Genomic DNA, 26,726 nt, shown 5'->3' on the forward strand with positions numbered 1-26,726 from the left:
AACCTTAACGATTTTTAATGCGACAGGCGGTCGCAGGGGGGAGCAGTTTCCCCGCGAACGATCGGACCAGTTCTGCTGGCGACCGCTCGCTGTTTCCACATGGGAAGACCCGATGTCCAAGACCCGCCTGATGGGCGCCGCCGGCCTGGCGCTCGCCCTCGCGCTCTCCGCCCAAGCCGCCTCGGCCCAGAACGCCCACGCCGGTCACGCCGGTCACGCCGCTTCTGCTTCGACTGACGCCCCGCAGATCCACCCCTGGGGCTTCGACCTGAACGGTCGCGATCTGGCGGTGAAGCCGGGCGACGACTTCAACGAATACGCCAACGGGACCTATCTCAAGAACACCGAGATTCCCTCGGACAAGGCCCGTTTCGGCCCGTTCGACGTCCTGTATGAAAACGCCCAGAGCCAGCTGAAGTCGATCATCGAGGCCAGCGCCGCCAACCCGACCAACGCCAATGCGCAGAAGGTCGGCGCCCTCTACGCCAGCTTCATGGACGAGGCCCGCGTCAACCAGCTGGGCGCCCAGCCGCTCGCCGCTGATTTGGCGGCCGTGCGCGCCGTGACGGACCACAGCGGCATGGCCCGCCTGATGGGCGAGAGCCACGCCGGCTTCGGCGGCTCGCTGTTCGGCGTCGACGTGTTCGAGGACCTGCAGAACCCCAACCTCAACTCGGCCTACATGGGCCAGGGCGGCCTCGGCCTGCCCGACCGCGACTACTATCTGAAGGCCGATTTCGCGCCTCAGCGTGAAGCCTATGTCGCCTATGTCACCCGCGCTCTGACGGCCGCAGGCTGGGCCAACCCGGCCCAGGCCGCCGCCGACATCCTGGCCTTCGAGACCAAGGTCGCCGAGAAACACTGGACCACGGTCGAGCGTCGCCAGATCGACAAGATCTACAACCCGGCCGCGACCGCCGACCTGGCCAAGCTGGCCCCCGGCTTTGACTGGACCGCCTTCCTGCAAGGCGCCCAGATCAGCAACGTGCCGAACATTGTCCTGATGGAAAACACGGCGATTCCGGGCATCGCCCAGGTCTTCGCCGAGACCTCGCTGGACACGCTGAAGGCCTGGGAAGCTTTCCAGATCGTCGATCAGGCCGGCCCCTACCTGTCCGACGCCTTCGTCAACTCGCGCTTTGAATTCCGCGGCAAGACCCTGCGCGGGCAGCCCGAGAACCGTCCGCGCTGGAACCGCGGCGTCGCCCTGGTCGACGGCCAGCTAGGCGAGGTGCTGGGTCAGGAGTACGTCCGACTGCACTTCCCGGCCTCATCCAAGACCCAGATGGAAGCCCTGGTCGCCAACCTCAGCGCCGCCATGACCGAACGCCTGAAAAATCTGGATTGGATGAGCGAGCCGACGCGCGAGCAGGCCCTGTTGAAGATGTCCAAGTTCGGCGTGAAGATCGGCTATGCGGACAAGTGGCGCAGCTATGACGGCCTGGAACTGTCGGCCGGCGACCTCTACGGCAACGTCGAACGCGCCTCGGCCTTCGACTGGGCCTGGAAGCGCGGCAAGATCGGCCAGCCGGTTGATCCGTTGGAATGGGGCATGACGCCCCAGACGGTGAACGCCTATTACAACCCGCCGCGCAACGAGATCGTCTTCCCGGCCGCCATCCTGCAGCCGCCCTTCTTCGACCCGAACGCTGACCCTGCGGTCAACTACGGCGGCATCGGGGCCGTCATCGGCCACGAGATCACCCATGGCTTCGACGATCAGGGCCGCAAGTCTGACGCCAACGGCGTGCTGCGCGACTGGTGGACGCCCGAAGACGCCGCCCGCTTCGAGGAGCGCGCCAAGGTTCTGGGGGCCCTCTACGATGCTCAGGAGCCTGTTCCCGGCGCCCACATCAACGGCGCGCTGACGATGGGCGAGAACATCGCCGACCTGGGCGGTCTGCTGATGGCGCTGGACGCCTATCACCGCAGCCTGAACGGCCAGCCGGCCCCGGTCATCGATGGTCTGACCGGCGATCAGCGCGTCTTCCTCGGCTGGGCTCAGGTCTGGCGCGAGAAGTCGCGCGAGGCGGCTCTGAAGGAGCAACTGACCACCGACCCGCATTCGCCGGGCGCCGCCCGCGCCGCCACGCCGCCGCGCAACATCGACGCCTGGTACGCCGCCTTCGGCGTCACGCCGGGTCAGGCGGAGTACATCGCCCCTGAAAGCCGCGCGCGCATCTGGTAAGCGGCGCGTCCGATAGCGGGCACGAAAACGGCGTCAGCTTCGCAACTGACGCCGTTCTTGTATCCAGAAGGCCCGGGCGAAATCAGTTCGGCTTCTTGGGGGTCGTCACGGCGCCTGCAACCGCACCGATCGCGGCGCCGGCGACGGTCGCGCCCGTATTGCCGCCGATGGCCTGACCGGCGACAGCGCCGCCGAGAGCGCCCGAGGCCGCACGTTGTTCCGTAGTGGTGCCGCAGGCGGCCAGCAGGCCCACGACGCCGATAACCGGAGCCAGTTTGAGGATCGTCTTCATGGCGGTCTTCCTTGATGGCTGAACAGGTAACAGGACCGTGAAAACGAAACGGCCCGCCCCCGGTTCCGGAGGCGGGCCGTCTTTATGCTCTCGCCAGGCTGCGTCGGGTCGAAAAGGCGGAGCCTTTTGACCGCAGCCCAACAAGAAAGCCCTTAGCCAACGATGTCAGCTTCGGTGAAGAACTGAGCGATTTCGATGCCGGCGTTTTCCAGCGAGTCCGAACCGTGGACCGAGTTTTCGCCGATCGACAGGGCGAACAGCTTGCGGATCGTGCCTTCAGCGGCGTCGTTCGGGTTGGTGGCGCCCATGACTTCGCGGTACTTGGCGACGGCGCCTTCGGCTTCCAGCACCTGGACGACGACCGGCTCAGCGATCATCTGGCCAACCAGTTCGCCGTAGAAGGGACGCTCGGCGTGCACTTCGTAGAACTTCTTGGCCTGGGCTTCGGTCAGCTTGATGCGGCGCTGAGCGACGATGCGCAGGCCAGCGCCTTCGATGACGGCGTTGATCGCGCCGGTCAGGTTGCGGCGCGTGGCGTCGGGCTTGATGATCGAGAAAGTGCGTTCGGTCATGGGAAGACTCTTTGCGGTTTGGTAGTTTGAGGGTCGCGGGCTTATAGCGGCGCCCTCCCCGCTTTCCAACCGCCACCTCAACGTCAGTCGTTTTCCATGCTCCAGATCGCCAACCTGACGTTCAACGCCTGGGGCCGCCAGTTCCTCGACGACGCCTCCGTCAGCCTGCCGCCGGGCTCGAAAGTCGGCCTGGTGGGCCGCAACGGCATCGGCAAGTCGACCCTGTTCAAGCTGATTCTGGGCGAACTGGCCGCCAACGGCGACGAGGTCAGCCTGCCCAAGACCGCCCGCGTCGGTTCGGTGGATCAGGAACACCCGGCAACGCCCGACAGCGTGCTGGACACCATTCTGGAAGCCGACGTCGAACGTCACGAACTGATGAATCGGCTGGAAACCGCCCAGCCCGAGGAGATGGGCGAGATCTGGGCCCGTCTGATCGACATCGACGCCGACTCGGCCCCGGCCCGCGCCGGTGAAATCCTGGCCGGCCTGGGCTTCAGCCAGGAAGATCAGCAGCGTCCCATGTCCGAGTTCTCAGGCGGCTGGCGGATGCGCGTGGCCCTGGCCGCGGCCCTGTTCGCCGAGCCCGACATGCTGCTGCTCGACGAACCGACCAACTATCTCGACCTGGAAGGCGCCCTGTGGCTGGAAAGCCGGCTGCAGAAATACCCGCACACGGCCCTGATCATCAGCCACGACCGTGAACTGCTGAACAACAGCTGCACCCACATCCTGCACCTGGCGAACCGCAAGCTGGAACTCTACACCGGCGGCTACGACATGTTCGAGAAGGCGCGCGCCGAGAAGGCCCGCCTGCAGCTGTCGGCCAAGGCCAAGCAGGACGCCGAGCGCGCTCACCTTCAGGCCTTCGTTGACCGCTTCAAGGCCAAGGCGTCCAAGGCCGCCCAGGCCCAGTCACGGATGAAACGTCTGGCCAAGATGGAGCCGGTCTCGACCACGATCGAGGAGCGCGTCGCACCCTTCACCCTGCCATCGCCGCCGCGCCCCCTGGCGCCGCCGCTGATCCGTCTGGAACGCGCCAACGTCGGCTATGAGGCCGGCAAGTCGATCCTGCGCAACCTGAACCTGCGCATGGACCTGGACGACCGCATCGGCCTGCTGGGCGTCAACGGCGCCGGCAAGTCGACCTTCGCCAAGATGATCGCCGGCGCGCTGAACGTCTCCGAGGGCGAACTGCACCGCGACAAGAAGATGCGCGTGGGCTGGTTCCACCAGCATCAGATCGAAGCCATGGACCCGACCGACACCCCGCTGGAGATCATCCGCCGGGCCATGCCGGACGCCAGCGAAAGCAGCCGTCGCTCCAAGCTGGCGCAGTTCGGTCTGGGCTACGAAAAGCAGGAAACCACGGTCGAGAGCCTGTCGGGCGGCGAACGCGCCCGCCTGCTGCTGAACATGGTGGCCATGGAGGCGCCCCACGTCCTCATCCTCGACGAACCGACCAACCATCTGGACATCGACAGCCGCCGCGCCCTGCTGGACGCCCTGAATGAGTACAGCGGCGCCGTCATCCTGATCACCCACGACCGCTCGCTGATGGAGCTGGTGGCCGACCGCCTATGGCTGGCCGCAGACGGCACGGTGAAGCCCTATGACGGCGACATGGACGACTATCAGAAGTTCGTCCTGGATCGCGCCAAGGCCGCCGCCGTCAAGCCGAGCCAGATCAAGCAGGAGGCCGCAGCCGCCGCCCCCTCGCAAGGCGGCAAGAAGAAGAACGACAAGAAGTCCGGCCCCTCGCCCTCGACCCTGCGTCATGCGGTGAAGAAGGCCGAGGAGCGCATGTCGGCGCTGGCCGCCGAGGTCGCCCGCATCGACGACGACCTGGCCAACGCCGCCGTGTCAAACCCCAAGGCGCTGGAAGGCCTGACGCGCGCCCGCGCCAAGACCCAGACCGAACTGGAAGCCGCCGAGGCCGCCTGGATGGAGGCCGAGGAAGCCCTGGCGGCGGTATCCTGATGGCCAAGCCGATCCAGTTCACCAAGGACGAGCGCGTCGCCATCGGCGGCCGCATCCGCGACTTCTTCGCCAAGGAACTGGATCAGGACATCAGCCAGCTTCAAGCCGAAATGGTGCTGGAGTTCTTCGGCAATCAGATCGGCGGCTGGTTCTACAATCGCGGTCTGGCCGACGCCCAGGCCGTGGTCACCGCCAAGGCCGAGGACATCGCCGACGCCATCTACGCCTTGCAGCGGAACGAGCTGCCGCTTCGATAGATCGGCGTTCTTCAAGACTTGAGAATCATGCGACAGCTTCGAACATCAGACCCTCGGAGCCGCCATGATCAGAACCTTCGTCGCCCTCGCCCTGACCGCGTCCCTGCTCTCGCCCGCCGCCGCACTGGCGCAGGACGCGACCCCGCAGCGCTACGCGGTCGAGCTTCAGCTGATGGAAGGCGGCAAGGACGTGGTTCTGGCCAGCACCTTTGTCGCGGTCGGCGGCACTGCGACCCTGACGTTGAACGCCGACAAGGACACCTTCGACTTCTCGACAAACCTTTACGCGCAGCAAGGCGACGGTGCCGACGACATGCTGGTCACCGAGGTCAATCTGGTCCGCAACGGTGAAGAAATCGCCGCCCCGCGGATGATGATGCGGCGCGGCGGCGCCGCCCGCTATGAAGTCGGGACCGAGGGGGCTGACGTGGTTCGCGTCACGATCAAGCCCGCCCCCTGATCCGCGTCAGCCGCAGCTGACGCGCGTCACGACATTGGTCTTGTCGTCGTAGGTGAAGTTCACGCGGTTATCGCGGTAATCCATCGTGGCCGCGCAACTGCTGCACATGACGCGGAAAATGCGCCCGCGCGGGGCGTCGGCTGGAATGGTCGAACGGTTGCGGCCGACATATTCCTGATAGTCCCCAGCCTTGCAGGCCACGGGGGTCGGCTCGGCGCCCGGTGCGCTGTCCTGGGTCGGGGCGCAGGCCGAAAGCGCCACGGAGCCCGCGAAGGCCGTCAGCATCAGAATGGTCTTCATGGCGTCTCTCCGTTTCAGCCTAGCCGCAGCTCACGCGCTCGATCAGGCCGGATTGCTGATTATAGAAAATATTCAAACGGTAAGGCGAATAATCTTCGGTGACGGGACAGGTGGTGCAGGCCACGCGACGGTTCACCACATCCACCGGAACGGGAATCTCGGTCCGCGGTTTCCCGACCAGCCATTGAAGCTCGCCGGCCTTGCACATGTCAGCATCAGCGGTGCGCACGCCCGGTTCTGACAGATAGGGCCGTTCGGTGGGAGAAACGCGTGGCGCGCTCCCCGGCTGGGCAGGTCGCGTCGGCGGCGGAGAGGCGCAGGCCGAAAGGACGATCAGGCCTGCAGTCGCAAGGATCAGGCCGCCTTTTCCCAGCGCCCTTCGTCCGTCTGTTTCCAGTAGGCCAGGTTGGCGTCGGCCGCCTTCAGCGTGCGCCAGCGCTCGCGCGCCTGCTGCAGCGCCTGTTCGTTGCGTCCGTCGAAAATGATGAAGCACCGCTCGTACCCTTCCGTGGCCCCCAGCTCTGCCTCATCGACGATGAACAGCGCCTGAGCACCATTCAGGTTCTCGCCTGATTCGGACAGGAGGATGGGCTGACGAGCGGCATGGTCCTGCGACGCCAGGCCGTGCGGCAGGAAGCTGTCGTCGCGATAGGTCCAAAGGTGTTCGTCGATGTCGTCGAGGCGGTGCGAAACCGCCCCCCGCACCAGGGCGCGCCAGCCCCGCTGGAGGGTTTTCTCCAGCAGGCCCGGCAGCACCTGATCGAGCGTCGAACGCTCCAGGTGATAGAACCAGATTTCCGGCTTTGCGTCAGACACCCGGCCCTACCTTCCTGAACAGGGATCAGCCTTCGTAGTGATCGGCGACCATGCGGTCGAGCAGACGCACGCCATAGCCCACGGCGCCGTCCGGCACGGTCGGGTTCTTGGAGTCCTTCACCCAGGCGGTCGAGGCGATGTCGATGTGCGCCCACGGCGTGCCGTTGGTGAAGCGTTGCAGGAACAAGGCGGCGGTGATCGAGCCGCCAGCGCGGCCGTTGCCCATGTTCTTCACATCGGCGATCGGGCTGTCGATGTGGCGGTCGTACTCAGCCGGGATCGGCATGCGCCAGGACTTCTCGCCCACCTTCGGGCCGGCGTCGGCGATGTTGGCGGCCAGTTCGTCGCTGTTGGTGAAGACGCCCGCGTATTCCAGGCCCAGCGAGATGATGATGGCGCCTGTCAGGGTGGCCAGGTCGATCATGAATTTCGGCTTGAAGCGATCCTGCGTGTACCAGAGGGCATCGGCCAGGACGAGGCGGCCTTCGGCGTCGGTGTTCAGCACTTCGATGGTCTGGCCCGACATGGAGGTCACCACGTCGCCCGGACGCTGGGCGTTTCCGTCCGGCATGTTCTCGACCAGGCCCAGGACGCCGACGACGTTGACCTTGGCCTTGCGGCCGGCCAGGGCGTGCATCAGGCCGGCCACGGCGGCGGCGCCGCCCATGTCCCACTTCATCTCTTCCATGCCGTCGGCGGGCTTCAGGCTGATGCCGCCGGTGTCGAAGCAGACGCCCTTGCCGACGAAGGCGATGGGGGCTTCGCCCGCCTTGCCGCCGTTCCACTGGATGACGGCCAGCTGGCTTTCACGCACCGAGCCCTGGCCGACGCCGAGCAGCGAGCCCATGCCCAGCTTCTCCATCTCGGCCTCGCCCAGGATCTCGACCTTGGCGCCGAGGGCCTCCAGCTCCTTCACGCGGCGCGCGAACTCGGCCGGGTACAGGATGTTGGCGGGCTCCGACACGAGGTCGCGCGAGAACAGCACGGCGTCGGCCACGGCCGACAGCGGCGCGAAAGCGGCCTCGGCGGCCTTCGCGTCCGAGGTCACGACGCGCACCGTCGTCACCGACGGGATCTTCTCGGCCTTCTGCTTGGTCAGGTATTTGGCGAAGCGGTAGGCGGCCAGACGCACGGCGAAACCGGCGCGCGCGGCCTGTTCGGCCGACAGGTGGGCGGCGTCGATGGTCAGGACTTCCGCGCCCGACAGCTTGGCGGCGTGATAGGCGGCGGCGGCGGCGGTCTCGATGGCCAGGTCATCGAACTTGTCGGCCGCGCCCGCGCCAACCAGCAGCACGGAATTAGCGTCCACGCCGGCCGGAGCCGCAACGGTCAGGTGGCTGTTGGCGCCGCCATTGAAGCGGCTGTTGGCCATAGCCTTAGTCAGGGCGCCCGAGGCGGCGGCGTCCAGGGCCGAGCCCGTTCCAGCCAGCGCGCGTCCCTCATGAACAAGGACGGCAAGGATCTGAGCGGCGCTGGGGGAAGCGACGAACTCGATTTTCATGAAACCTACTCCAGGCCAGGGTTCCATGCCCCGGTCGTGCTTGAATCAGACATAACGCAGCGGCTGTTTCACCGTCGCGTTGGGATGTGTATTACATGGCCCGCATCGCTCGCGGCTGCAACTCGCTCGCCCCCGAAACACTTTCTTTCCCGACCATGACGCTGATTCAGGGCTATCTTTTCCGCCAGATCGGCCTGCCCGTCGTGGCGGCGTGCGCGGCCCTGGCCGGAATCGGCCTGTTGAGCCAGAGCCTCGATCAGCTCGAGGTCATCGTCGAGCGCGGTCAGAGCGTCTGGGTCATGGCCAAGCTGACCCTGCTGGCCCTGCCCCAGCTGATCGCCGTCATCTTGCCCATCGGCCTGTTCGTCGGCGCCCTGATCGCCCTGACACGATTGCAACGCGAGCAGGAACTGACCGCCGCCTACGCCGCCGGCGTCAGCCGCTGGTCCCTGATCCGCCCCGCCATCCAGATCGCCGTCATCGTCGCCGTGATCGCCCTGATCACCAATGTCTTCGTCCAGCCCTGGGCCCAGCGCGAGGCGCGTCGTCAGGCCTTCGCCATCCGCACCGACCTGGCCGCCCTGCTGGTCGAGGAAGGTCGGTTCGTTCAAGGCCCCGGCGGCCTGACCGTCTATGTGCAGCAGATCGAGCAGAACGGCCTGCTGAAGAACCTCTTCGTCTATCTGGACAACGGCAAGACGGTGACGACCTGGGACGCCGAATCGGCTCGTTTCGGCCGCGTCGACGGCCTGCCGGTCCTGACCATGCAGAACGGCTCGATGCAGCGGTATTCATCGCGCGCCGTTCTGAACCAGCTGTCCTTCGACCAGCAGGTGTTCGACCTGTCGCCCTATACCAAGACGACCGAGCGCATCCGTTTCAAGCCGTCGGACCTGTGGCTGACGGAACTGTTCGACCCCACGCCCGCCCAACTGGAAAGCGCCGGGACGCGTGGCGAACTGCTGGCCGAAGCCCATTCCCGACTCGCCTCGCCCCTCTACGCCCTGGCAGCGATGGCGCTGGCCCTGACGGCCATCCTCGGCGGATCGTTCAGCCGCACCGGCTACAGCGGTCGGATCGCCAAGGCGGCGGGCGTCTTTCTGATCGTGCGCGTCATCGGCTACGGCCTGGTCGCCGCCAGCGCCTGGAATGGCGCACTGAATCTGCTTCAGTATCTGCTGCCCCTGGGAGTCAGCTTCGTGGCCCTGCGCCTGCTGTTCCGGGCGCTCAAGCCGCATCGGCGGCGCGTCTGGGCCCCCTATGAGCGTTTCAAGGCAAGGTTCGCATGAGGATCCGTCTCGGTCGCATCGAACGTTATGTTCTGACACAACAACTGCGCGCGCTCGCCGTCGCCCTGGCCATCATCACCGCCCTGGTGATGCTGATCGACTTCGTCGAGGTGTCGCGCGGATTGAACTCGTCCGGCGAGTTGTCCAGCGCTCGCATCTTCGGGCTGGTGCTGCTGAAGTCCCCGACTGTGGTGGTCCAGCTTCTGCCCTTCGTCTTCCTGTTCGGCACCTTGGCGGCCTTCGTGGGCCTGAACCGGCGCAGCGAACTGATCGCCATGCGCGCAGCGGGTGTTTCGGCCTGGCGTTTCGTACTGCCGGCCGCAGGCTGCGCCCTGGTCCTGGGCATCCTCACGGTCACTGTATTCGGCCCCATGGCCGCGTCGGGCGACGGGATGTGGCAGAGGGAACGGGGGCGCATCTCCGGCACCTCGCCGGGCGCCGAGACCCAACAGGCCGTATGGCTGCGTGAAGGCGACGCCGCACGTCAGATGATCATTCGCGGCGCACGCCAGGACCCGGCCAGCGGCCGCCTGCTGGACGCCAGCTTCTTCATCTACACGACCACCACCAGCGGCCGGCGCGCCTTCACCGAGCGGATCGATGCGGCCACGGCGACGCTGAACGCCGGGCGCTGGCGCCTGACCGACGCTACGGGCGCCCAGACAGGTCAGCGCGCGGTGCGTTACGCCACCCTCGATCTGCCATCGAACCTCGCGGACAAAGAAGCCTTCCAGCGCTTTGCGCGTCCCCAATCGACGCCCTTCTGGTCGCTGCCGAACCAGATCCAGAGAATTGAGGACGCCGGCTTCGCCTCCACGGCCTATCGACTGCGTCTGCAGCAGTTGTTGGCCACGCCTCTGATGTTCGCCGCCATGTCGATCCTGGCGGCGGCCTTCTCATTGCGGCTGATGCGTTTGGGCGATCTTGCCAAGATGACCGTGGCGGCCGTCGTGCTGGGTTTCGCTTTCTTCTTCGTGAACCAGTTTTCGTCGGCCATGGGCTCAGCCGAGGTCGTCCCTCCCTTCCTGGCCGCCTGGTTGCCGCCCGTGTTGACGGCGCTCGCCGCCTTTACCTTGCTGTTTTATACCGAAGACGGCTAATCGGACCGTCCCGGTCGCCCGGCAAAGAGTGGATTTCGCATGAGTGATCGCCGCACAACCCGAGAGGGAGCCCTGCGCGCCCGCCTCCTGGCCGGTGCGGCCGTTCTCGCCTGCCTTCCGGCCCTGCCCGCGATGGCTCAGAACGCCGCATCGCCCCAGCCCGCGCCGCAAACGCCCGCACAAAATGCGCCGGCCGCAGACGGTCTGGAGCCCGGCAGCCTCTATGTGAACGCCGACGCAGCTGAGCGCGCGGGCGATGTCGTGACCGCCCGAGGGACGCCTGAGGACCGAGTTTACGCTCGTGCGCGCGACCACAGCATCCGTGCGGAAGCCGTCACCTACGACCTGAAGACCGGCGTGGCCACCGCGGCCGGCCATGCAGAGCTTTCCGCACCCGACGGCACGGTCGTCCATGCCAGCCGCATCGAGTTGGACAGTGATCTCAAGGCGGGCGTCGCCACTGATCTGGCCATGCGACTGGCCAATGGCGCCAGCCTCATGGCGGCCACGGCGGTTCGGCGTTCCGAAAACGTCAGCGAACTGAACCGCGTCATCTTCACGCCCTGCCCGATCTGCGATGTGAACGGACCCAAGCAGCCCAGTATCTCCATCCAGGCTGACAAGGCCGTGCAGGATCAAGACCTTCGCGCCATCCTGTATCGCAATGTCGTCTTCCGCGTCGGTGGGGTGCCGTTCTTCTACCTCCCGGCCTTTGCTCACCCCGATCCCAGCGTCGAGCGCGCATCGGGCTTCCTGATCCCCTTCCCTGACTATGACGAAGGCCGCGGCGTCTCTCTGGAGCTGCCCTACCTCCACGTCGTCTCCCCATCGGAAGACTGGCTCATCAGCCCCCAGATCAATTCCGATGTGGCGCCCTTCTTGAACCTGCAATGGCGCCGACGCTTCGACAGCGGCTCCCTGGTGGTTCGTGGCGGCTATACCTACGAGCGCAATTTCGGCGACTACGACACGAACGGCGACGGCGTCATTGAAAACAATGTCCGGTTCGGCGACCGCACCAATCTCAGCTACCTGCTGGCGCACGGCGCATTCGACCTGCAAGGCCCCTGGCGTTGGGGATTCACGGCCGAGCGCACCTCCGACAAGACCCTGTTCGACCGCTACAACGTCCGCGACACCTATCAGGACAACGGCCTCTACTATGGCGACCGCCGCCGTCTGATCAGCCAGATCTACGCCGAACGGCAGACCGATCGCTCCTACCTCTCCGTTGCGGCCTTCTCGATGCAAAGCCTGCGCGTCTCTCGGTTCGATCCGGTGACGCCGGCGCTGAACGTGTTCGAAGACGACAAGACCCTGCCGCTGGTGGCGCCCTTGATCGACGCCCGCTGGGAACCTGAGTCGCCTGTCTTCGGTGGTCGTCTGCGTCTGCGGGGCTCGGCCGTGGCCCTGTTCCGAGACGCCTTTGTCGGATCACCCGCCCTGCCGCCGGAACTGATCCCTGCTGGCCCGACCGATGGTCTGCCTGGCGTAGATAGTCGTCGCGTCTCAGGACAGGTCGACTGGCGTCGCACCTTCATCTCGCCGCTGGGCGTGCGCTGGGAACCCTTCGTGGACGCCCGTCTGGACCTCTATTCCGTCAGTGACCTGCCGCCGATGATGGGGGTGGAATCGGACACCTTCACCCGTGGCCGGGCCAGCGCGGGCGTGGATGTCAGCTACCCGCTCTATCGCCGGCTTTCGACCGACGCCGACCTGATTCTGGAGCCGATGGCCCAGATGTCGGCGTCGAGCAACGCCGATCTGGACCCGCGCATTCCCAATGAAGACAGCCAGACGCTGGAATTGGACCACACATCCCTGTTCCGCATGGACCGCTTCCCCGGCCATGACTTGATGGAGGGCGGGCTGCGCTTCACGGCGGGCGCCCGCGCCACCCTGCGCTGGGACAACCGGCGATCGGCCAGCCTGTTCGTCGGTCGCAGCATCCGGGCCGACGACCAGCCCGAGTTCCTCACCCCGACCCCGGACGATCCCACGCGGCTATACGACCCCTCGGGCTTGACGGACCGGACGTCGGACTGGGTCGTCCAGGCCACCTTCTCGCCGTCCGATCGCATTCGCGGCTGGGCGCACGCCACCATCGATCCCAATGGCGATGTTCGTCGCGGCGAAACCACCGTGGACGGCCGATGGGGGCGCCGCAACCAGGCTAGCCTCAGCTACATCATCGACCGCTCCAACCCGGTGTCGGGGCCACTGAACCGCAACTACGAATTCGTCCAGTTGTCGGGGCATCAATTCGTCTACGGCAACTGGGGCGTGGCGGTGAACGGCATCGCCGACCTGGAACGCGACATCATCACCCGTTCGGAAGTCGGCCTGCTGTTTGACGACGACTGCTTCCGCATCGAACTGGGCTGGCGACGCGACAATACCCGCGTCCGTCCCTCCGGTCCGTCGGAAGGCGTCTATGTTCGACTTAACCTCGCCACTTTTGGCGGTTCAGGCTATTAGCGTAATGATATGCGCTAAGCATGGCGTACAGGGGCGCGCCCTCCAGCTTCAGGACCGTCGATGACGGTGCTGAGCCGGAGCAGAGACGGCTTTAGGGAATCAGGACTGACGATGCGTTTGAAGCGTTACACGACGGGCGTGGCCATGGCCGCCCTCATGGCCGGTACGGCCGTCGGTCAGTCGGCGGCCCAGACGCCTCCGGCTCAACCGACGACGGCGGCCGGAACGCTCAACCCCGCCGCGGAAGAAGCGCCCCAACGAACCTCGGCCGCGCCCCAGTTCCGCATGTCGGACGGCATCATCGCCACCGTCAATGACCGGATCATCACCGGCTACGACCTGCGTCAACGGATGCTGGTCGTCATGGCCATGGCGCAGGTCCAGCCCACTGAGGAAAACATCGGGGCTATTCAGCAGCAGGCGCTCAACGACCTCATCGAACAACATCTGCAAGCTGCAGAGATCGCCAAGTTCGAGCAGCTGAAGATCACCGATCAGGAAGTCGACGAGGAAATCGCCGGCATGGCGCGCGAGGCCGGAACCACGCCCGCCAACTACATGGCCTTCCTGGAGCAGGGCGGCATTCGCCCTCAACCCTTCCGCGAGCAGCTGCGCACCGAGATCGGCTGGCGCGATCTGGTCGGCGGACGTTTCCGCGACCGGGCCAAGGTCAGCCGCACCCAGGTCGAACAGGCGATGCGTCAGCTGACCGAGGCAGCCACCAAGCCTCAGTATCTGGTTGGCGAAATCTACCTTGAAGCCAGCCGCGTCGGCGGCATGCAGGAAGCCATGAACGGCGCCCGCCAGCTGGTCCAGCAAATGGTTCAAGGCGCGCCCTTCATGGCCGTGGCCCGTCAGTTTTCGGCTGCGCCTTCGGCGGCGCGCGGCGGCGACGCCGGCTGGGTGGTCAAGGGCACGGTTCAGCCCGCCCTGGAGCAGGCGATGGAGACCCTGGCCGTCGGCCAGCTGTCCAACCCCATTCCGGTCGATGGCGGCGTCTACATCCTCTACATGCGCGACAAGCGCTCGGGCGCTGCGACCAGCCTGGTTCAGATGAAGCAGATCATGATCGAACTGCCTGAAACCGCCAACGAAGCCGATGTCGCCGCCGCGACCCAGCGACTGGAGGCCATCCGCAGCGGAACCACCTGCGAGAACATCCTGCAACGCGCCCGTGCCGAGCAAGGCATGCTGGGCGCCGACCTGGGTGAAAGCGACGTGGCCAACCTGCTGCCGCAGTTCCAGCAGGTCGCCCGTTCCGCAGATGTCGGCACGGTCAGCAGCGTCGTGCGCACCCAGCTGGGCGTGCACATCCTGGCCGTCTGCGGTCGTCGCCTCGGCGGCCCAGAGGCTCCGTCGGCCCAACAGGTCGAATCGCGCCTGCAGAACCAGAACTATGCCATGCTGGGCCGCCGCTATCTGCGCGACCTGCGGGCCGACGCTCTGATCGAGATCAAGCAGTAATGACGATGCGGCCGCTCATCGTCACGATGGGCGACCCCGCCGGCGTGGGGCCGGAAATCATCGCGCGCGCCTGGCCCGTTCTGGCCACGCAGCCCGGCCCGCTAGCCCCCGTCGTCCCCTTCGCCGTCATCGGCGACGCTGACGTCCTGGCGGCGCAAGGCGCCAAGGTCGAGCAGATCTTCAACCCGTCCGAGGCCGCCGCCGTCTTCGGCCGCGCCATCCCCGTTCTGCACCACCCGGCCCCCGCGCCGGTCACGCCGGGCCAGCCCGATCCCCGCAACGCCGTCGCCGTGGCCGACTGGATCGAGCGCGCGGTCGACCTGACGATCTCGGGCGAGGCCTGCGGGATCGTGACGGCCCCCATCGCCAAGGCGCCCATGTACGCCTCGGGCTTCCGCTTCCCGGGCCACACCGAGTTCATCGCCGAACTGACCGCCGATATGCCGTTTTCCGGCACGCGCGGTCCGGTCATGATGCTGACGGCCAAGGACCTGCGCGCCTGCCTGGTGACCATCCACGTCGCCATCGACCAGCTGCCCGAACTGGTCACGGCGGACCGCGTCATGCGCGTCGCCCGCGTCGTCCACGAATCCATGAAGCGCGATTTCGGCATCAAGGCTCCGCGCCTGGCCATGGCCGCGCTGAACCCCCACGCGGGCGAAGGCGGTTCGATCGGCCTGCAGGAAGTCGAAGTCCTGCGCCCCGCCGCCGCCGCCCTGCGCGCCGAGGGGCTGAACATCACCGATCCCCTTCCTGCCGACACCCTGTTCCACGACGAGGCGCGCGCCCGCTATGACGCGACCGTCTGCCTCTATCACGATCAGGCCCTGATCCCGGTCAAGACGCTGGACTTCTGGGGCGGGGTCAACGCCACCCTGGGCCTGCCCATCATCCGCACCTCGCCCGATCACGGCACCGGTTTCGACATCGCCGGAAAGGGGATCGCCCGCGCCGACAGCTTCATCGCCGCCGTGCGACTGGCTTCAGAGATGGCGGCGGCGCGCGCCACGCGCTAAGGCGTCCGTATGACGGACCTGCCCTCCCTTCGCGAAACGCTCGACGCGCACGGCCTGCTGGCCAAAAAGAGCTTCGGCCAGCACTTCCTGCTGGACCTGAACGTGACACGCAAGATCGTCCGCTACGCCGGCCCGTTCGAAGGCCGCGCGGTGATCGAGGTCGGCCCCGGCCCCGGCGGCCTGACGCGCGCCATTCTGGAAAGCGACGCCGGCAAGGTGGTGCTGGTCGAGAAGGACCCGCGCTTCATCCCCCTGCTCAGCGAACTGGACGACGGCTCGGGCCGCCTGACCATCGTCGAAGGCGACGCCCTGAACGTGCGCGAGGCGCAACTGACCGAGGGCCCGACCCATCTGGTGTCGAACCTACCCTACAACGTCGGCACGCCCCTGCTGATCAAGTGGCTGACCGGCCCCTGGCAACCCTGCGCCCTGACCCTGATGTTCCAGAAGGAGGTGGCCGAGCGTGTTGTGGCCGCCCCAGGCGACGACGCCTATGGCCGCCTGGCCGTCATCACCCAGGCCGTGGCCGAGGCCCGCATCGTCATGCACCTGCCCGCCGCCGCCTTCACCCCGCCGCCCAAGGTGGCCTCGGCGGTCGTCCATGTGGTCCCGCGCGCCGAACGCCCCTCGCCCGAGCGCCTGAAGAAACTGGAGCGCGTCACCGCCGCCGCCTTCGGCCAGCGCCGCAAGATGCTGCGCTCCAGCCTGAAACAGCTCGGCGGCGCCGCCCTGTGCGAGGCCGCCGGCATCGAACCCGACGCCCGCGCTGAAGTCATCGACATCGCGGGATTCCTGCGCCTCGCCGACGCCCTGAAGTAGCTCGCCATGACCGTTGAAATCGAACCATTCCGCGCCATCAGCGTCAGCCGCCTGGCCCATGAACTGAAGGCCCAGGGCCGCTCCATCATCCACATGGAGTTCGGCCAGCCCTCGACCGGTGCGCCCACCGCCGCCATCGCCCAGGCCCACCGCATTCTGGACAGCGAGCCCGGCGGCTACTGGGAAAGCCCGGCTCTGCGCGCTCGCATCGCCAAGCTCTATGACGACCGCTACGGCGTAAGCGTCGATCCCGAGCGGGTGATCATGACGGCTGGCGCCTCGCCCGCCCTGGTGCTGGCCCTCATGATGCGCTTCCAGCCCGGCGACCGGGTGGCAATCGCCCGCCCCGGCTACGTCGCCTATCGCAACACGCTGAAGGCCCTGCACATGGAGCCGGTCGAGATCGACTGCGGCCCTGATGTGCGCTTCCAACTGACCGCCGAGGCCCTGCGCGCGCTGGACCCGGCCCCCGCCGGCGTCATCATCGCCAGCCCCGCCAACCCGACCGGCACCATCATCCCCGAAGCCGAGCTGAAGGCCATCGCCGAGGTCTGCCGCCAGCGGAACATCTCGGTCATCTCGGACGAGATCTACCACGGCCTGTCCTATGTCGGCCCGACGCCGTCGATGCTGCAGTTCGAACCGAACTCATTGATCGTCAACAGTTTCTCCAAATACTGGAGCATGGCGGGCTGGCGTCTGGGCTGGCTGATCCTGCCCGAGGCCGAAGTGCCCCAGGCCCGCGCCCGAGTCGGCAACATGTTCCTGACGCCCGCCACCCTCAGCCAGCACGCCGGCCTTATCGCCATGGACGAGGAGGAGGAGCTGGAGGCCAACATCGACGTCTATCGCGCCAACCGCACCCTGATGCTCGGAGCCCTTCCTGCCATGGGCCTGCGCTCCATCGCCCCGCCGGACGGCGCCTTCTACATCTACGCCGACATCGGCCACCTGACCGACGACAGCATCGGCTTCTGCGAGGCCCTGTTGCGCGAAACCGGCGTGGCGACGGCGCCCGGCGTCGACTTCGACCCGGTCAACGGCCACCGCTTCATCCGCTTCAGCTTCGCCGTCTCGACGGCGCAGGTTGAGGACGCCCTGGCCCGCATCAAGCCCTTCTTCGCGGCCCGAACAGCGGCTGCCGAGGAACGCCTCACAGCCTAGGGACGTTCGACAAGCCCCGAAACCTTCGGAGCTTTCATGCTGAAATCGCGTCTCGCTGCATCCGCCGCCCTGCCCCTCGCCCTGGCCGCCCTGACCGCCTGCGGATCACCTGTCGAGACGCCACAGTCCGAACAGCCACCTGCTGTCTCGACGCCGCCCGCCCTGACGCGCGAGGCTGTCGAGACGGCGGTGTTCGAGGCCGCCCCGCCGCCCGCAGCGAACGGCGCCGCCACGCCTGCCACGCCCGACCCGGCCGTCGCCCGCGCGCAAATCCTGCTCGACCGGGCCAACTTCTCGCCCGGTGTGATTGACGGCCTGGGCGGCGACAACACCCGTCAGGCCATCGCCGCCTTCGAAAAGGCCATCGGCCTGCCCGAGGACGGCGTTCTGGACGCCGAGGTCTTCCGCCGCCTGACCGCAGGCGACAACGGCAAGGTGCTGGCCAACTACGTCATCACCGCCGCCGATCTGGCCGGCCCCTTCATTGGTCAGGTCCCGTCCGACCTTCAGGCCATGTCGAAGTTGGGGACCGTGGGCTACGCCACGCCGCTGGAAGCCTTCGCCGAGAAGTTCCACATGACCGAGAGCCTGCTGCGCGCCCTCAACCCCGGCGTCGATTTCGGCAAGGCGGGCCAGAGCATCTTCGTCGCCGCCGTCGCCCAGACGGACCTGACCGCCGAGGTCGCGCGCATCGTGGTGGACAAGACCGAACGCTCGGTCCGCGCCTATGACGCCGACGACCGGCTGCTGGCCTTCTATCCGGCCACGATCGGCAGTTCGGCGCGCCCTGCGCCTTCGGGCGACCTGAGCGTGGTCGGCGTCGCGCCCGAGCCCAACTACACCTACGACCCCGACCGGGTCAGCTATGATCGGGGCGACCGCAAGGTCATCGTGCCGCCGGGGCCGAACAATCCGGTCGGTTCAGTGTGGATCGACCTGTCGCGCGACACCTATGGCATCCACGGCACGCCGGACCCGTCCAAAGTGGGCAAGACCTCTTCCAGCGGCTGCGTGCGCCTGACCAACTGGGACGCCGAACAACTGGCGTCACGGGTCAAGCGGGGCGTGCGCGTGGTCTTCCGCTAGACCCCGTAGAGGTCCGCCGCTGTCCACCGCGGCACGTCCAGTTGCGTCAGGGGCAGCGGCGGCGGATCCAGCGTCACGCCCAGCGTCTGATAGGCCGCCGTGCTGGCGAAACCATAGGGCTCGGCGTCGGCGTTGCTGAAGGCGTAATAGACGGCGCTGACACGCGCCATCACCGCCGCCGCCAGACACATGGGACAAGGATGACCACTGGCGTAGAGGACGCTGCCCGACAGATCGACCGTGCCCAGCGCCGGCCCTGCCTGACGCAGGGCCTCCATCTCGGCGTGCGAACTGGGGTCGCCGGTCGCCATCATCCGGTTGACGCCCGTGCCCACGACGGCGCCGTCCCTGACCAGAACTGCGCCGAACGGCCGCCCGCCCGCGCGGACGTTCTCAAGCGCCAGATCAACCGCCTGGGCCAGCCAGAGGCGGTGTTCGGCGTCGCTCATGGTCGTCAGACCACTTCCTTCATCAGCGCGCTCTTGTAGGCGTCGACCCACAGGTTGCGGTGACGGCGGCTACGCTCGGCGTGATAGATGTGGGCCAGTTCGGCGTAGGAACGGTCGAAGTCCTCGTTGACTAGGACGTAGTCGAACTCGTCGCAGTGCTCGATCTCGCCCTTGGCGTTGGCCACGCGGCGCTCGATCACGTCCTCGGCGTCCTGCGAACGCGTCACCAGACGGCGGCGCAGTTCTTCCAGGCTGGGCGGCAGGACGAATACGCGGGCGGCGTCGCCGGGGCATTTCTCGGCCACGTCCCGGGCGCCCTGCCAGTCGATGTCGAACAGGACGTCGCGGCCCTCGGCCAGGGCGCGGTCCACCGGCGCGCGCGGCGAGCCGTAACGGTTGCCGTGGACGTCAGCCCATTCCAGGAAGGCGTCGGCGTCGATCAGACGCTGGAATTCCTCATGCGTGACGAAGTGATAGTCGCGGCCGTCGACCTCGCCCGGACGGATGCCGCGCGTGGTCATGGAGACCGACAGCTCCAGCCCCTTGTGGTCGGCCATCAGGCGACGGCACAGCGACGTCTTCCCGGCCCCCGACGGACTGGCCACGATCAGCAGGACGCCACGGCGGGGGGTGCGGTTATTCGACATTCTGAACTTGTTCTCGAAGCTGCTCGATGACGGCCTTCAGTTCGAGGCCGATTCCGGTGAGCGGCGTGGTAGCGGATTTCGAGCAGAGCGTGTTCGCTTCGCGCATGAATTCCTGCATCAGGAAGTCGAGTTTTCGCCCGGCGGGGGGTTGCTGCAACAGTGTCCGGGCCGAATCCACGTGGGCCGTCAGGCGATCCAGCTCTTCGCGTACGTCCGCCTTGGTCGCCAGGGCGGCGGCTTCGAGGAAGATTCGCTCGTCCAGACCCGGCGCGTCGGGGGCCAGTTCGCTGATCCGGCGAGTGAACCGCTCGCGGATCGCCTCGGTCTGGCTGGAAGCCTCCAGCGCGGCGCGCGCCGTCAGGGCCTCGATGGTCCCGACGAAGTCGTGGATGACCGGGGTCAGTTGCTCTCCCTCGCGCTGACGCGACAGTTTCAGGGCGTCCAGCGCCTGTTCAATCGTGGCGGCGATGGCGGCCTCGACAGCAGCGTGGGCCTCGGGGTCCTCGACCTCTTCAGCCACCTCGATGACGCCGCGCAGGGCCAGAAGACCGTCGGCCGAGGGCGGGGTCGCCCCCTCCTCCGCCAACTGGTTCGCCAGCTTCAGATAGGTGGCCAGCACGGTCTCGTTGACGCGCGGCGCGGGCTCGCTGCCCTCGGCCCGCTTGGCCTGAACGCCCAGCGTCACCTGACCCCGGTTCAGGCGCGCCTGCGCCGCCGCTTTCGTCAGTCGTTCAAGGTTCTCGAAACTGCCGGGTCCGCGATAGCGAACCTCTAGCGAGCGCCCGTTGACCGAGCGCGCCTCGACTGTCCAGGTCCAACCGTCCAGCGCGCCATCGGCCCGACCAAAGCCGGTCATGCCTGAAATGGAGCCGGAGACGCCGCTCACGGCGCGACCGCCGTCGGCACGGAGATGACCTTGGCGCCCGGCGGAATGACCACGGGTGCGGCCTCGCCCATCGGCGTCGGCGCCGCGCCGGGCACGGAAGCGGCCTGGCCGGGCGGCAGACCCGCCTTGCGGCGCTCGATCTCGCGCCAGCGCGCGACGTTCAGCAGGTGCTCGGGATAGGTCCGAGCGAAGACGTGGCCGCCGGTGCCGTCGGCGACGAAGAAGACATATTCTGAGCGCGGCGGGTTCAGCACGGCCTTCAGCGCCTCTTCGCCGGGGTTGGCGATGGGCGTCGGCGGCAGGCCGTCGATCAGATAGGTGTTCCACGGCGTCTGGGCGCGCAGTTCCGAGGCGCGGATGCCGCGTCCCAGCGGACGGCCCTTGGTCACGCCGTAAACAATGGTCGGATCGCTCTCCAGCCGCATCCCCAGCCGCAGACGGTTGGTGAAGACCGCCGCCACCTCGGGCCGTTCCGAAGCCAGGCCCGTCTCCTTCTCGACGATAGAGGCAAGGACCAGGGCCTCCTCCGGCGTGGTGACGATGGTGTTGGGCGAGCGCGCGGCCCACAGGGCGGCCAGCTTGGTCTTGGCGGCGCGCTGCATGCGAGCAACGACCGAGGCGCGGGTCTCGCCACGCGACACCTCATAGGTGTCGGGCCACAGGCTGCCCTCAAGCGGAACCTCGACCTCGCCGGTCAGGACCGGCTGCTTCATCAGGATGTCGACCGCCTGGGCCGAGGACCAGCCCTCCGGCAGGGTCACGTAGTGGCGCACCGCCTTGCCGTCGACCAGCAGGCCGACCACGGTGGCCAGAGAGGCGCCGGACGGGACTTCGTACTCGCCCGCACGGATCTTGCGGTCAGCGCCGCTCAGGCTGACGGCGACGCGGAACAGGTCGGTCGAGCGGATCACGCCCGAGGATTTCAGATTGGCCGCGATGGCCGACACGCCCGCGCCCGACGGCAGGGTGACGACGGTGGCGTCGCCCTCGGCCGCCTTCGGACCCGGTCCCCAATAGACGATCCACAGGCCGATGAGAGCGGCCAGCACGAAGACGCCCAGCGTCCCGGCGGCGGTGATCAGGCCGACGCCGAGGCCGGATTTGGCGGCTCCGCCGCCCCGCTTCGGCACGCGGTTCTTAGGGATGCGAACCTTGGGCGTGGAACGACGCGACGGAGCCTTGGCCAAATCAGTCGACCTTCTTGAAGATCACGGCCGCATTGGTGCCGCCAAAGCCGAAGCTGTTGGACATGGCGACGTCGATCTTCATCGGCTTGCCCTTGTGCGGGACCAGGTCGATCGGCGTCTCCATCTCCGGGTCGTCCAGATTGATGGTCGGCGGGGCGATCTGATCGCGGATGGCCAGGACCGAGAAGATGCTCTCGATGGCGCCGGCGGCGCCCAGCAAGTGGCCCGTCATCGACTTGGTCGAGGAGACGGCGACGTCCTTGGCGTGATCGCCGACCAGACGCTCGATGGCCTTCAGCTCGATCCAGTCAGCCATGGTCGAGGTGCCGTGGGCGTTAACGTAGTCCAGGTCCGAGGGCTGCAGCCCCGCGCGCTTCAGCGCCGCCTTCATGGCCCGCAGGCCGCCGTCGCCGTCCTCGGACGGGGCGGTGATGTGATAGGCGTCGCCGCTCATGCCATAGCCGACGACCTCGGCGTAGATCTTGGCGCCGCGCGCCTTGGCGTGCTCGTACTCTTCCAGCACCATGATGCCGGCGCCCTCGCCCATGATGAAGCCCGCGTGGCCGCGGTCATAGGGGCGCGACGCCTTCTCGGGGGTGTCGTTGTAGGCGGTGCACAGGGCCTTGCAGGCCAGGAAGCCGGCGATGCCGATCGGCACGACCGAGCTTTCGGCGCCGCCCGCCACCATGACCTCGGCGTCGCCCAGGGCGATCATGCGGGCCGCGTCGCCGATGGCGTGCGCGCCGGTGGCGCAGGCAGTCACCACCGAGTGGTTCGGGCCCTTCAGGCCATGGCGGATCGAGATCTGGCCCGAGGCCAGGTTGATCAGGGCCGAGGGGATGAAGAAGGGGCTGACCCGTCGGACGCCCTGTTCCTTCAGGATGATAGCGGTGTCCGCAATGGGACCCAGGCCGCCGATGCCGGAGCCGACCATGACGCCGGTGGCTTCCTTGTCGTCCTCGGATTCGGGCTTCCACTTCGCGTCGGCCAGGGCCTCGTCGGCGGCGGCGATGGCGTACAGGATGAAGTCGTCGACGCGCTTGCGGTCCTTGGCCGACATCACCTGATCGGGATCGAAGACGCCCGGCTGGTCCGGCGCGCCGCGACCACGGCCGTCCACCGACGGCACTTCGCCGGCGATGGTGCAGCCATAGCCCTCGGTGTCGAAGGCAGTGATCGGACCGATGCCCGAGCGGCCCTCGACGATGCCCTGCCAGACATGTTCCACGCCCGAACCGAGCGGAGTGACAAGGCCGAGGCCCGTGATGACGACGCGGCGCATGGTTCGCGCTCCTTGGACTATAAGAATCGTGACCGAAAACAATAATGGCCGCCGGACGGTCCCGCTAGGGGCCCGCCACGGCGGCCATCACTCAGGAAGTGCGACGGATCGCAGCTGGATTAACCAGCCAGCTTCTCGTCGATGAACTTCACAGCGTCGCCGACGGTCTGGATGTGCTCGGCGGCGTCATCCGGGATCTCGACGTCGAATTCTTCTTCGAAGGCCATGACCAGTTCGACGTTGTCGAGCGAGTCGGCGCCCAGGTCGTCGATGAAGGAAGCCTTTTCCGTGACCTTGTCCGGATCGGCGTCCAGGTGGTCGATAACGATCTTGCGGACGCGTTCGAGGGTGTCGGACATGAGTGTCTCTCTGCCTGTTTGTTTGTCGCCGTGAAGGCGGGGTCTCAATGTTCGCCGTGTCACGGCAGCCTGTAGGAAGCAAGCCTCCGAAGAGACTCACAACCGCGAAGCGTTCCCGCCCTTTAGCACAGCCATCGGGGCGGGAAATAGATTGTTGCGCGTCGTGATCGCGACACGCAACGCCTTAAATCATCGCCATGCCGCCGTTCACGTGCAGGGTCTGGCCCGTCACATAGGCGGCTTCGTCCGACGACAGATAGACGGCGGCGGCGGCGATTTCCTCGCCCGTGCCCAGACGGCCCGACGGAATCTTGGTCAGGATCGCCTCGCGCTGCTGGTCGTTCAGCACGTCGGTCATCGGCGAGGCGATGAAGCCCGGCGCGATGCAATTGACCGTGATCCCGCGCGAACCGACTTCCTGAGCCAGCGACTTTGAGAAGCCGATCATGCCGGCCTTGGACGCCGAATAATTGGTCTGGCCGGGGTTGCCGGTCACGCCGACCACCGAGGTCACGCCGATGATGCGGCCCGAACGGCGCTTCATCATCCCCTTCACCGCGGCGCGGGTCAGGCGGAAATAGCTCTCCAGGTTGATCTGGATGACGGACTGGAAGTCCTCGTCCTTCATCCGCATCAGCAGGCCGTCCTTGGTGATGCCGGCGTTGGCGACCAGGATGTCCAGCGGACCGTCGGCGGCTTCCTCGGCGCGCGCGACCAGGCCGTCGACCGATTCCGGGTCCGACAGGTTGGCGGCGGCGAAGAAGGCGCGCTCGCCCAGTTCCTTGGCCAGATCCGCCAGAACCGCTTCACGCGTGCCCGACAGCACCACGGTCGCACCCTGGGCGTGCAGCGAACGCGCAATGGCCCCGCCGATGCCGCCGGTCGCGCCGGTCACCAGGGCGATCTTTCCCGAAAGGTTGAACATTGTTTCTATCCCTATGAAATCAGAGCGACTTCGCGAACGCTTCGAGGTCTTCCGGCGTATTCAGCGCCAGGCTCTCGGCGTCCGGCGCGATGCGCTTGGCCATGCCGGTCAGGACCTTGCCCGAGCCGATCTCGACGAAGCGGGTCACGCCGCCTTCGCCGGCCATCCACTCCATGCTCTCGCGCCAACGCACGCGCCCCGTGACCTGCTCGACCAGCAGGCGACGGATCACTTCGGCGTCCGTTTCCGGGCGGGCGGTGACGTTGGCGACCACCGGCACGGCCGGAGCGACGATCTTGGCGTCGGCCAGGGCGGCGGCCATTTCGTCAGCGGCGGGCTGCATCAGCGGGCAGTGGAAGGGGGCCGATACGTTCAGCGGGATGGCGCGCGCGCCCAGTTCCTTGGCCTTTTCGATGGCGCGGTCCACGGCGGCCTTGTCGCCCGAAATGACGACGTTGCCGTTGTTGTTGTCGTTGGCGACGACACAGACGCCGACTTCCGAACCGGCCTTGGCCGCTTCTTCCGCCAGGGCCAGGTCGGTCTTGGGACCGATCAGCGAGGCCATCGCGCCCTTGCCCACCGGCACCGCGCGCTGCATGGCCTGGCCGCGCAGCTTCAGCAGGCGCGCCGTGTCCGACAGGCTGATCGCCCCGACCGCCGCCAGAGCCGAATATTCGCCCAGCGAGTGACCGGCGACGAAGCCGGCCTTGGTCACGTCCACGCCGAACTCGACCTTCAGCACTCGCGCCGCTGCGGCGGAGACCGCCATAAGGGCCGGCTGGGCGTTCTCGGTCAGGGTCAACTGATCTTCCGGCCCTTCGCGCATCAGGTCGAACAGCTTCTGGTTCAGCGCGTCATCGACCTCGGCGAAGACGTCGCGTGCGCTGGCGAAGGCCTCGGCGAGAGCTGCGCCCATGCCGACGCTCTGGCTGCCTTGTCCAGGAAACAGAAGGGCGAGTGTCATCTTTTCTCGTCGCGAGCCGTTGATTCAGGGCCGGAAGGAGTAGGCTTATAGGCTGCACCGGGCAAGCCGCTCATCCTCGCGACTGAGGCTGCTTGGATTCGACCTCATCATCCGGCGGCGCGCGCAGCAAATCCTCGGCCGCGTCGTTCCGGCTTTCAACCTCGACTTGCGGCGCAATATCCTTGGTCGGTTGCGGCGGCGCCAGATCGAGCGCTTCGAAGGCCTGATCGCCTTCGCGGCCGAACAGGCTGCGGACACGTACGTCGGTTTGTGGAAACGGCACCTCGATCCCCGCCGCTTCCAACGCGTCTGCGATCAGCCACGTATAGGCCGCCATCATCGACGCCGGTCGCTTGACCGCCTCGGGCGTCGGCCAGACCAAGAGCTCGAAATTCAGCGCGGAATCGCCAAACCCGACCAGCCAGACCTGACTCCTTCGCAACTCCGTCTCGGGCAGCGTGAACGGACTGGCTCGCGCCGCAGCCAGCACGGCGCCGCGGACGCGCCCCCGATCCGATCCATAGGCCACCCCGAAAGGCACGTGGATGCGCCGCGTATCCCCCTTCATCGTCCAGTTCGTGAGCGGCCGATCTATCAGCAAGGAGTTGGGGACCAGGATGTTGACGTTGTCGTTGGTGCGAATAGGCGTCGCCCGAGGGCCGATCTCCATCACGCCGCCACGGATGCCGCCTTCCAGTTCGACGTAGTCGCCTACGCTGACCATTCGGTCGAAGATCAGGAACAGACCCGAGACGAACTGCTTGACCACCCCCTGCAGGCCGAGGCCGATGCCGATGCCTACCGCGCCCGCCAGCAGGGCAAAGGACGACAGATTGAGCCCCGCCGCCGAAAGGGCCATCAGAACGCCCGCGACGACAATCGCGTAGCTGACTATCTTCTCGAGAACATACAGCGACGCCCCGCTTCGCACCGAACGCTCGCGAATCCTCTGCAAGGCCCTGGCAGCCGCCCCGGACAGGGTCATGGCGACAAGCAGGATGACCCCAGCGGTCACCAGCCCCCCGACCGTTACCGTCGCCCCGCCAAGCCGGAACAGCGCCGTCTCGTCGATCTCGTTCAGTCTTTCCATCAAGAGAGGCGAGCGTTCCAGCGCCGCATGGGTTCCCTGGCAGACGCCATACGCTTGCTCATGCGACCCTTTTCCCCTATACGCGCCGCCTTTCCAGGGTTTCGGTCCTGTTGCGGAACGCCAAAGGGTTCGGGAGTTCGTCCCAGCCGCCGCTT

At 66.9% G+C, this 26,726-nt stretch carries 27 protein-coding genes; 12 read left to right on the forward strand and 15 right to left on the reverse strand.

The features are described from left to right. Positions 1-112: 112 nt before the first annotated feature. Positions 113-2,188 carry a M13-type metalloendopeptidase gene (locus RTY13_RS12800; protein ID WP_312783946.1) on the forward strand — a complete coding sequence of 692 codons (2,076 nt, stop codon included), beginning with the start codon at positions 113-115 and terminating at the stop codon, positions 2,186-2,188. Positions 2,189-2,270: 82 nt separating this feature from the next. Here RTY13_RS12800 and RTY13_RS12805 read toward each other — a convergent pair whose 3' ends face one another. Then, positions 2,271-2,480 (reverse strand): glycine zipper 2TM domain-containing protein, encoded by a 210-nt coding sequence (locus RTY13_RS12805; RefSeq protein ID WP_312783948.1) that lies wholly within the window; start codon positions 2,478-2,480, stop codon positions 2,271-2,273. Positions 2,481-2,632: 152 nt separating this feature from the next. Beyond that, positions 2,633-3,052 carry a nucleoside-diphosphate kinase gene (ndk, locus tag RTY13_RS12810; protein WP_312783949.1) on the reverse strand — a complete coding sequence of 140 codons (420 nt, stop codon included), beginning with the start codon at positions 3,050-3,052 and terminating at the stop codon, positions 2,633-2,635. Positions 3,053-3,148: 96 nt separating this feature from the next. On the opposite strand from ndk, the gene RTY13_RS12815 reads away from it, so the two are divergent. The 3 genes from RTY13_RS12815 (at position 3,149) to RTY13_RS12825 (ending at position 5,749) form a co-directional block, all read left to right on the forward strand. Then, positions 3,149-5,032 carry an ABC-F family ATP-binding cassette domain-containing protein gene (locus RTY13_RS12815; RefSeq protein WP_312783951.1) on the forward strand — a complete coding sequence of 628 codons (1,884 nt, stop codon included), beginning with the start codon at positions 3,149-3,151 and terminating at the stop codon, positions 5,030-5,032. Further along, entirely contained in the window at positions 5,032-5,289 is a 258-nt protein-coding gene (locus RTY13_RS12820) for a DUF2164 domain-containing protein (protein ID WP_312783952.1), read from the forward strand. Before RTY13_RS12815 ends, RTY13_RS12820 begins: the two co-directional genes overlap by 1 nt. Before the next feature lie 64 nt (positions 5,290-5,353). Beyond that, positions 5,354-5,749 (forward strand): hypothetical protein, encoded by a 396-nt coding sequence (locus RTY13_RS12825; protein ID WP_312783953.1) that lies wholly within the window; start codon positions 5,354-5,356, stop codon positions 5,747-5,749. Positions 5,750-5,755: 6 nt separating this feature from the next. On the opposite strand, the gene RTY13_RS12830 is transcribed toward RTY13_RS12825, so the two are convergent. The 4 genes from RTY13_RS12830 to RTY13_RS12845 form a co-directional block, all read right to left on the reverse strand. Further along, the gene (locus tag RTY13_RS12830; protein ID WP_312783954.1) at positions 5,756-6,049 is read right to left on the reverse strand and encodes a hemolysin; all 294 of its coding nucleotides are present in this window, start codon (positions 6,047-6,049) and stop codon (positions 5,756-5,758) included. A 19-nt stretch (positions 6,050-6,068) separates the two neighbouring features. Beyond that, complete coding sequence (locus tag RTY13_RS12835; RefSeq protein ID WP_312783955.1) at positions 6,069-6,278, reverse strand: hypothetical protein; 210 nt, start codon at positions 6,276-6,278, stop codon at positions 6,069-6,071. Between the two features lie 125 nt (positions 6,279-6,403). Next, positions 6,404-6,865 carry a DNA polymerase III subunit chi gene (locus RTY13_RS12840; RefSeq protein WP_312783956.1) on the reverse strand — a complete coding sequence of 154 codons (462 nt, stop codon included), beginning with the start codon at positions 6,863-6,865 and terminating at the stop codon, positions 6,404-6,406. Between the two features lie 25 nt (positions 6,866-6,890). After that, positions 6,891-8,366 carry a leucyl aminopeptidase gene (locus RTY13_RS12845; RefSeq protein ID WP_312783957.1) on the reverse strand — a complete coding sequence of 492 codons (1,476 nt, stop codon included), beginning with the start codon at positions 8,364-8,366 and terminating at the stop codon, positions 6,891-6,893. Between the two features lie 95 nt (positions 8,367-8,461). On the opposite strand from RTY13_RS12845, the gene RTY13_RS12850 reads away from it, so the two are divergent. The 8 genes from RTY13_RS12850 (at position 8,462) to RTY13_RS12885 (ending at position 18,782) form a co-directional block, all read left to right on the forward strand. Continuing rightward, the gene (locus RTY13_RS12850; protein WP_312783958.1) at positions 8,462-9,655 is read left to right on the forward strand and encodes an LptF/LptG family permease; all 1,194 of its coding nucleotides are present in this window, start codon (positions 8,462-8,464) and stop codon (positions 9,653-9,655) included. Then, positions 9,652-10,755 carry an LPS export ABC transporter permease LptG gene (gene lptG, locus RTY13_RS12855; protein ID WP_312783959.1) on the forward strand — a complete coding sequence of 368 codons (1,104 nt, stop codon included), beginning with the start codon at positions 9,652-9,654 and terminating at the stop codon, positions 10,753-10,755. The genes RTY13_RS12850 and lptG overlap by 4 nt, the downstream gene beginning before the upstream one ends. A 39-nt stretch (positions 10,756-10,794) precedes the next feature. Beyond that, positions 10,795-13,233 (forward strand): LPS assembly protein LptD, encoded by a 2,439-nt coding sequence (locus RTY13_RS12860; protein ID WP_312783960.1) that lies wholly within the window; start codon positions 10,795-10,797, stop codon positions 13,231-13,233. A gap of 111 nt (positions 13,234-13,344) precedes the next feature. Next, complete coding sequence (locus tag RTY13_RS12865; protein WP_312783961.1) at positions 13,345-14,697, forward strand: peptidylprolyl isomerase; 1,353 nt, start codon at positions 13,345-13,347, stop codon at positions 14,695-14,697. After that, positions 14,697-15,713 (forward strand): 4-hydroxythreonine-4-phosphate dehydrogenase PdxA, encoded by a 1,017-nt coding sequence (gene pdxA / locus RTY13_RS12870; RefSeq protein ID WP_312783962.1) that lies wholly within the window; start codon positions 14,697-14,699, stop codon positions 15,711-15,713. The genes RTY13_RS12865 and pdxA overlap by 1 nt, the downstream gene beginning before the upstream one ends. A 9-nt stretch (positions 15,714-15,722) precedes the next feature. Then, the gene (rsmA, locus tag RTY13_RS12875; protein ID WP_312783964.1) at positions 15,723-16,532 is read left to right on the forward strand and encodes a 16S rRNA (adenine(1518)-N(6)/adenine(1519)-N(6))-dimethyltransferase RsmA; all 810 of its coding nucleotides are present in this window, start codon (positions 15,723-15,725) and stop codon (positions 16,530-16,532) included. A gap of 6 nt (positions 16,533-16,538) precedes the next feature. Then, complete coding sequence (locus tag RTY13_RS12880; protein ID WP_312783966.1) at positions 16,539-17,696, forward strand: aminotransferase class I/II-fold pyridoxal phosphate-dependent enzyme; 1,158 nt, start codon at positions 16,539-16,541, stop codon at positions 17,694-17,696. A 36-nt stretch (positions 17,697-17,732) separates the two neighbouring features. After that, positions 17,733-18,782 (forward strand): L,D-transpeptidase, encoded by a 1,050-nt coding sequence (locus RTY13_RS12885; protein ID WP_312783968.1) that lies wholly within the window; start codon positions 17,733-17,735, stop codon positions 18,780-18,782. On the opposite strand, the gene RTY13_RS12890 is transcribed toward RTY13_RS12885, so the two are convergent. The 9 genes from RTY13_RS12890 to RTY13_RS12930 all read right to left on the reverse strand — a co-directional run bounded on the left by RTY13_RS12890 (position 18,779) and on the right by RTY13_RS12930 (position 26,571). Continuing rightward, entirely contained in the window at positions 18,779-19,231 is a 453-nt protein-coding gene (locus tag RTY13_RS12890; protein ID WP_312783969.1) for a nucleoside deaminase, read from the reverse strand. The genes RTY13_RS12885 and RTY13_RS12890 overlap by 4 nt on opposite strands. A 5-nt stretch (positions 19,232-19,236) precedes the next feature. Further along, a complete protein-coding gene (gene gmk, locus RTY13_RS12895; RefSeq protein WP_312783971.1) occupies positions 19,237-19,878 on the reverse strand; it encodes a guanylate kinase in 642 nt (213 codons plus the stop codon). After that, the gene (locus RTY13_RS12900) at positions 19,868-20,734 is read right to left on the reverse strand and encodes a YicC/YloC family endoribonuclease (RefSeq protein WP_312784158.1); all 867 of its coding nucleotides are present in this window, start codon (positions 20,732-20,734) and stop codon (positions 19,868-19,870) included. Before RTY13_RS12900 ends, gmk begins: the two co-directional genes overlap by 11 nt. A gap of 26 nt (positions 20,735-20,760) precedes the next feature. Beyond that, on the reverse strand, positions 20,761-21,951 hold the full coding sequence (gene mltG, locus RTY13_RS12905; RefSeq protein WP_312783972.1) for an endolytic transglycosylase MltG: 1,191 nt from the start codon (positions 21,949-21,951) through the stop codon (positions 20,761-20,763). A 1-nt stretch (position 21,952) separates the two neighbouring features. Then, positions 21,953-23,233, reverse strand: coding sequence for a beta-ketoacyl-ACP synthase II (gene fabF / locus RTY13_RS12910; protein ID WP_312783973.1), 1,281 nt, complete (start codon positions 23,231-23,233; stop codon positions 21,953-21,955). 119 nt (positions 23,234-23,352) lie between these two features. Further along, positions 23,353-23,592 carry an acyl carrier protein gene (locus RTY13_RS12915; RefSeq protein WP_105564338.1) on the reverse strand — a complete coding sequence of 80 codons (240 nt, stop codon included), beginning with the start codon at positions 23,590-23,592 and terminating at the stop codon, positions 23,353-23,355. Positions 23,593-23,776: 184 nt separating this feature from the next. Beyond that, positions 23,777-24,517: a 3-oxoacyl-[acyl-carrier-protein] reductase gene (gene fabG, locus RTY13_RS12920; protein ID WP_312783975.1), complete on the reverse strand. Its 741-nt coding sequence runs from the start codon at positions 24,515-24,517 to the stop codon at positions 23,777-23,779. 19 nt (positions 24,518-24,536) lie between these two features. Further along, positions 24,537-25,481 carry an ACP S-malonyltransferase gene (gene fabD, locus RTY13_RS12925; protein WP_312783977.1) on the reverse strand — a complete coding sequence of 315 codons (945 nt, stop codon included), beginning with the start codon at positions 25,479-25,481 and terminating at the stop codon, positions 24,537-24,539. Positions 25,482-25,551: 70 nt separating this feature from the next. Further along, positions 25,552-26,571, reverse strand: a complete 1,020-nt coding sequence (locus RTY13_RS12930) for a mechanosensitive ion channel domain-containing protein (protein ID WP_312783979.1) — start codon at positions 26,569-26,571, stop codon at positions 25,552-25,554. Positions 26,572-26,726 lie beyond the last annotated feature (155 nt).

It is taken from the genome of Brevundimonas sp. (assembly GCF_032055285.1).
Taxonomy (GTDB): Bacteria; Pseudomonadota; Alphaproteobacteria; order Caulobacterales; family Caulobacteraceae; genus Brevundimonas.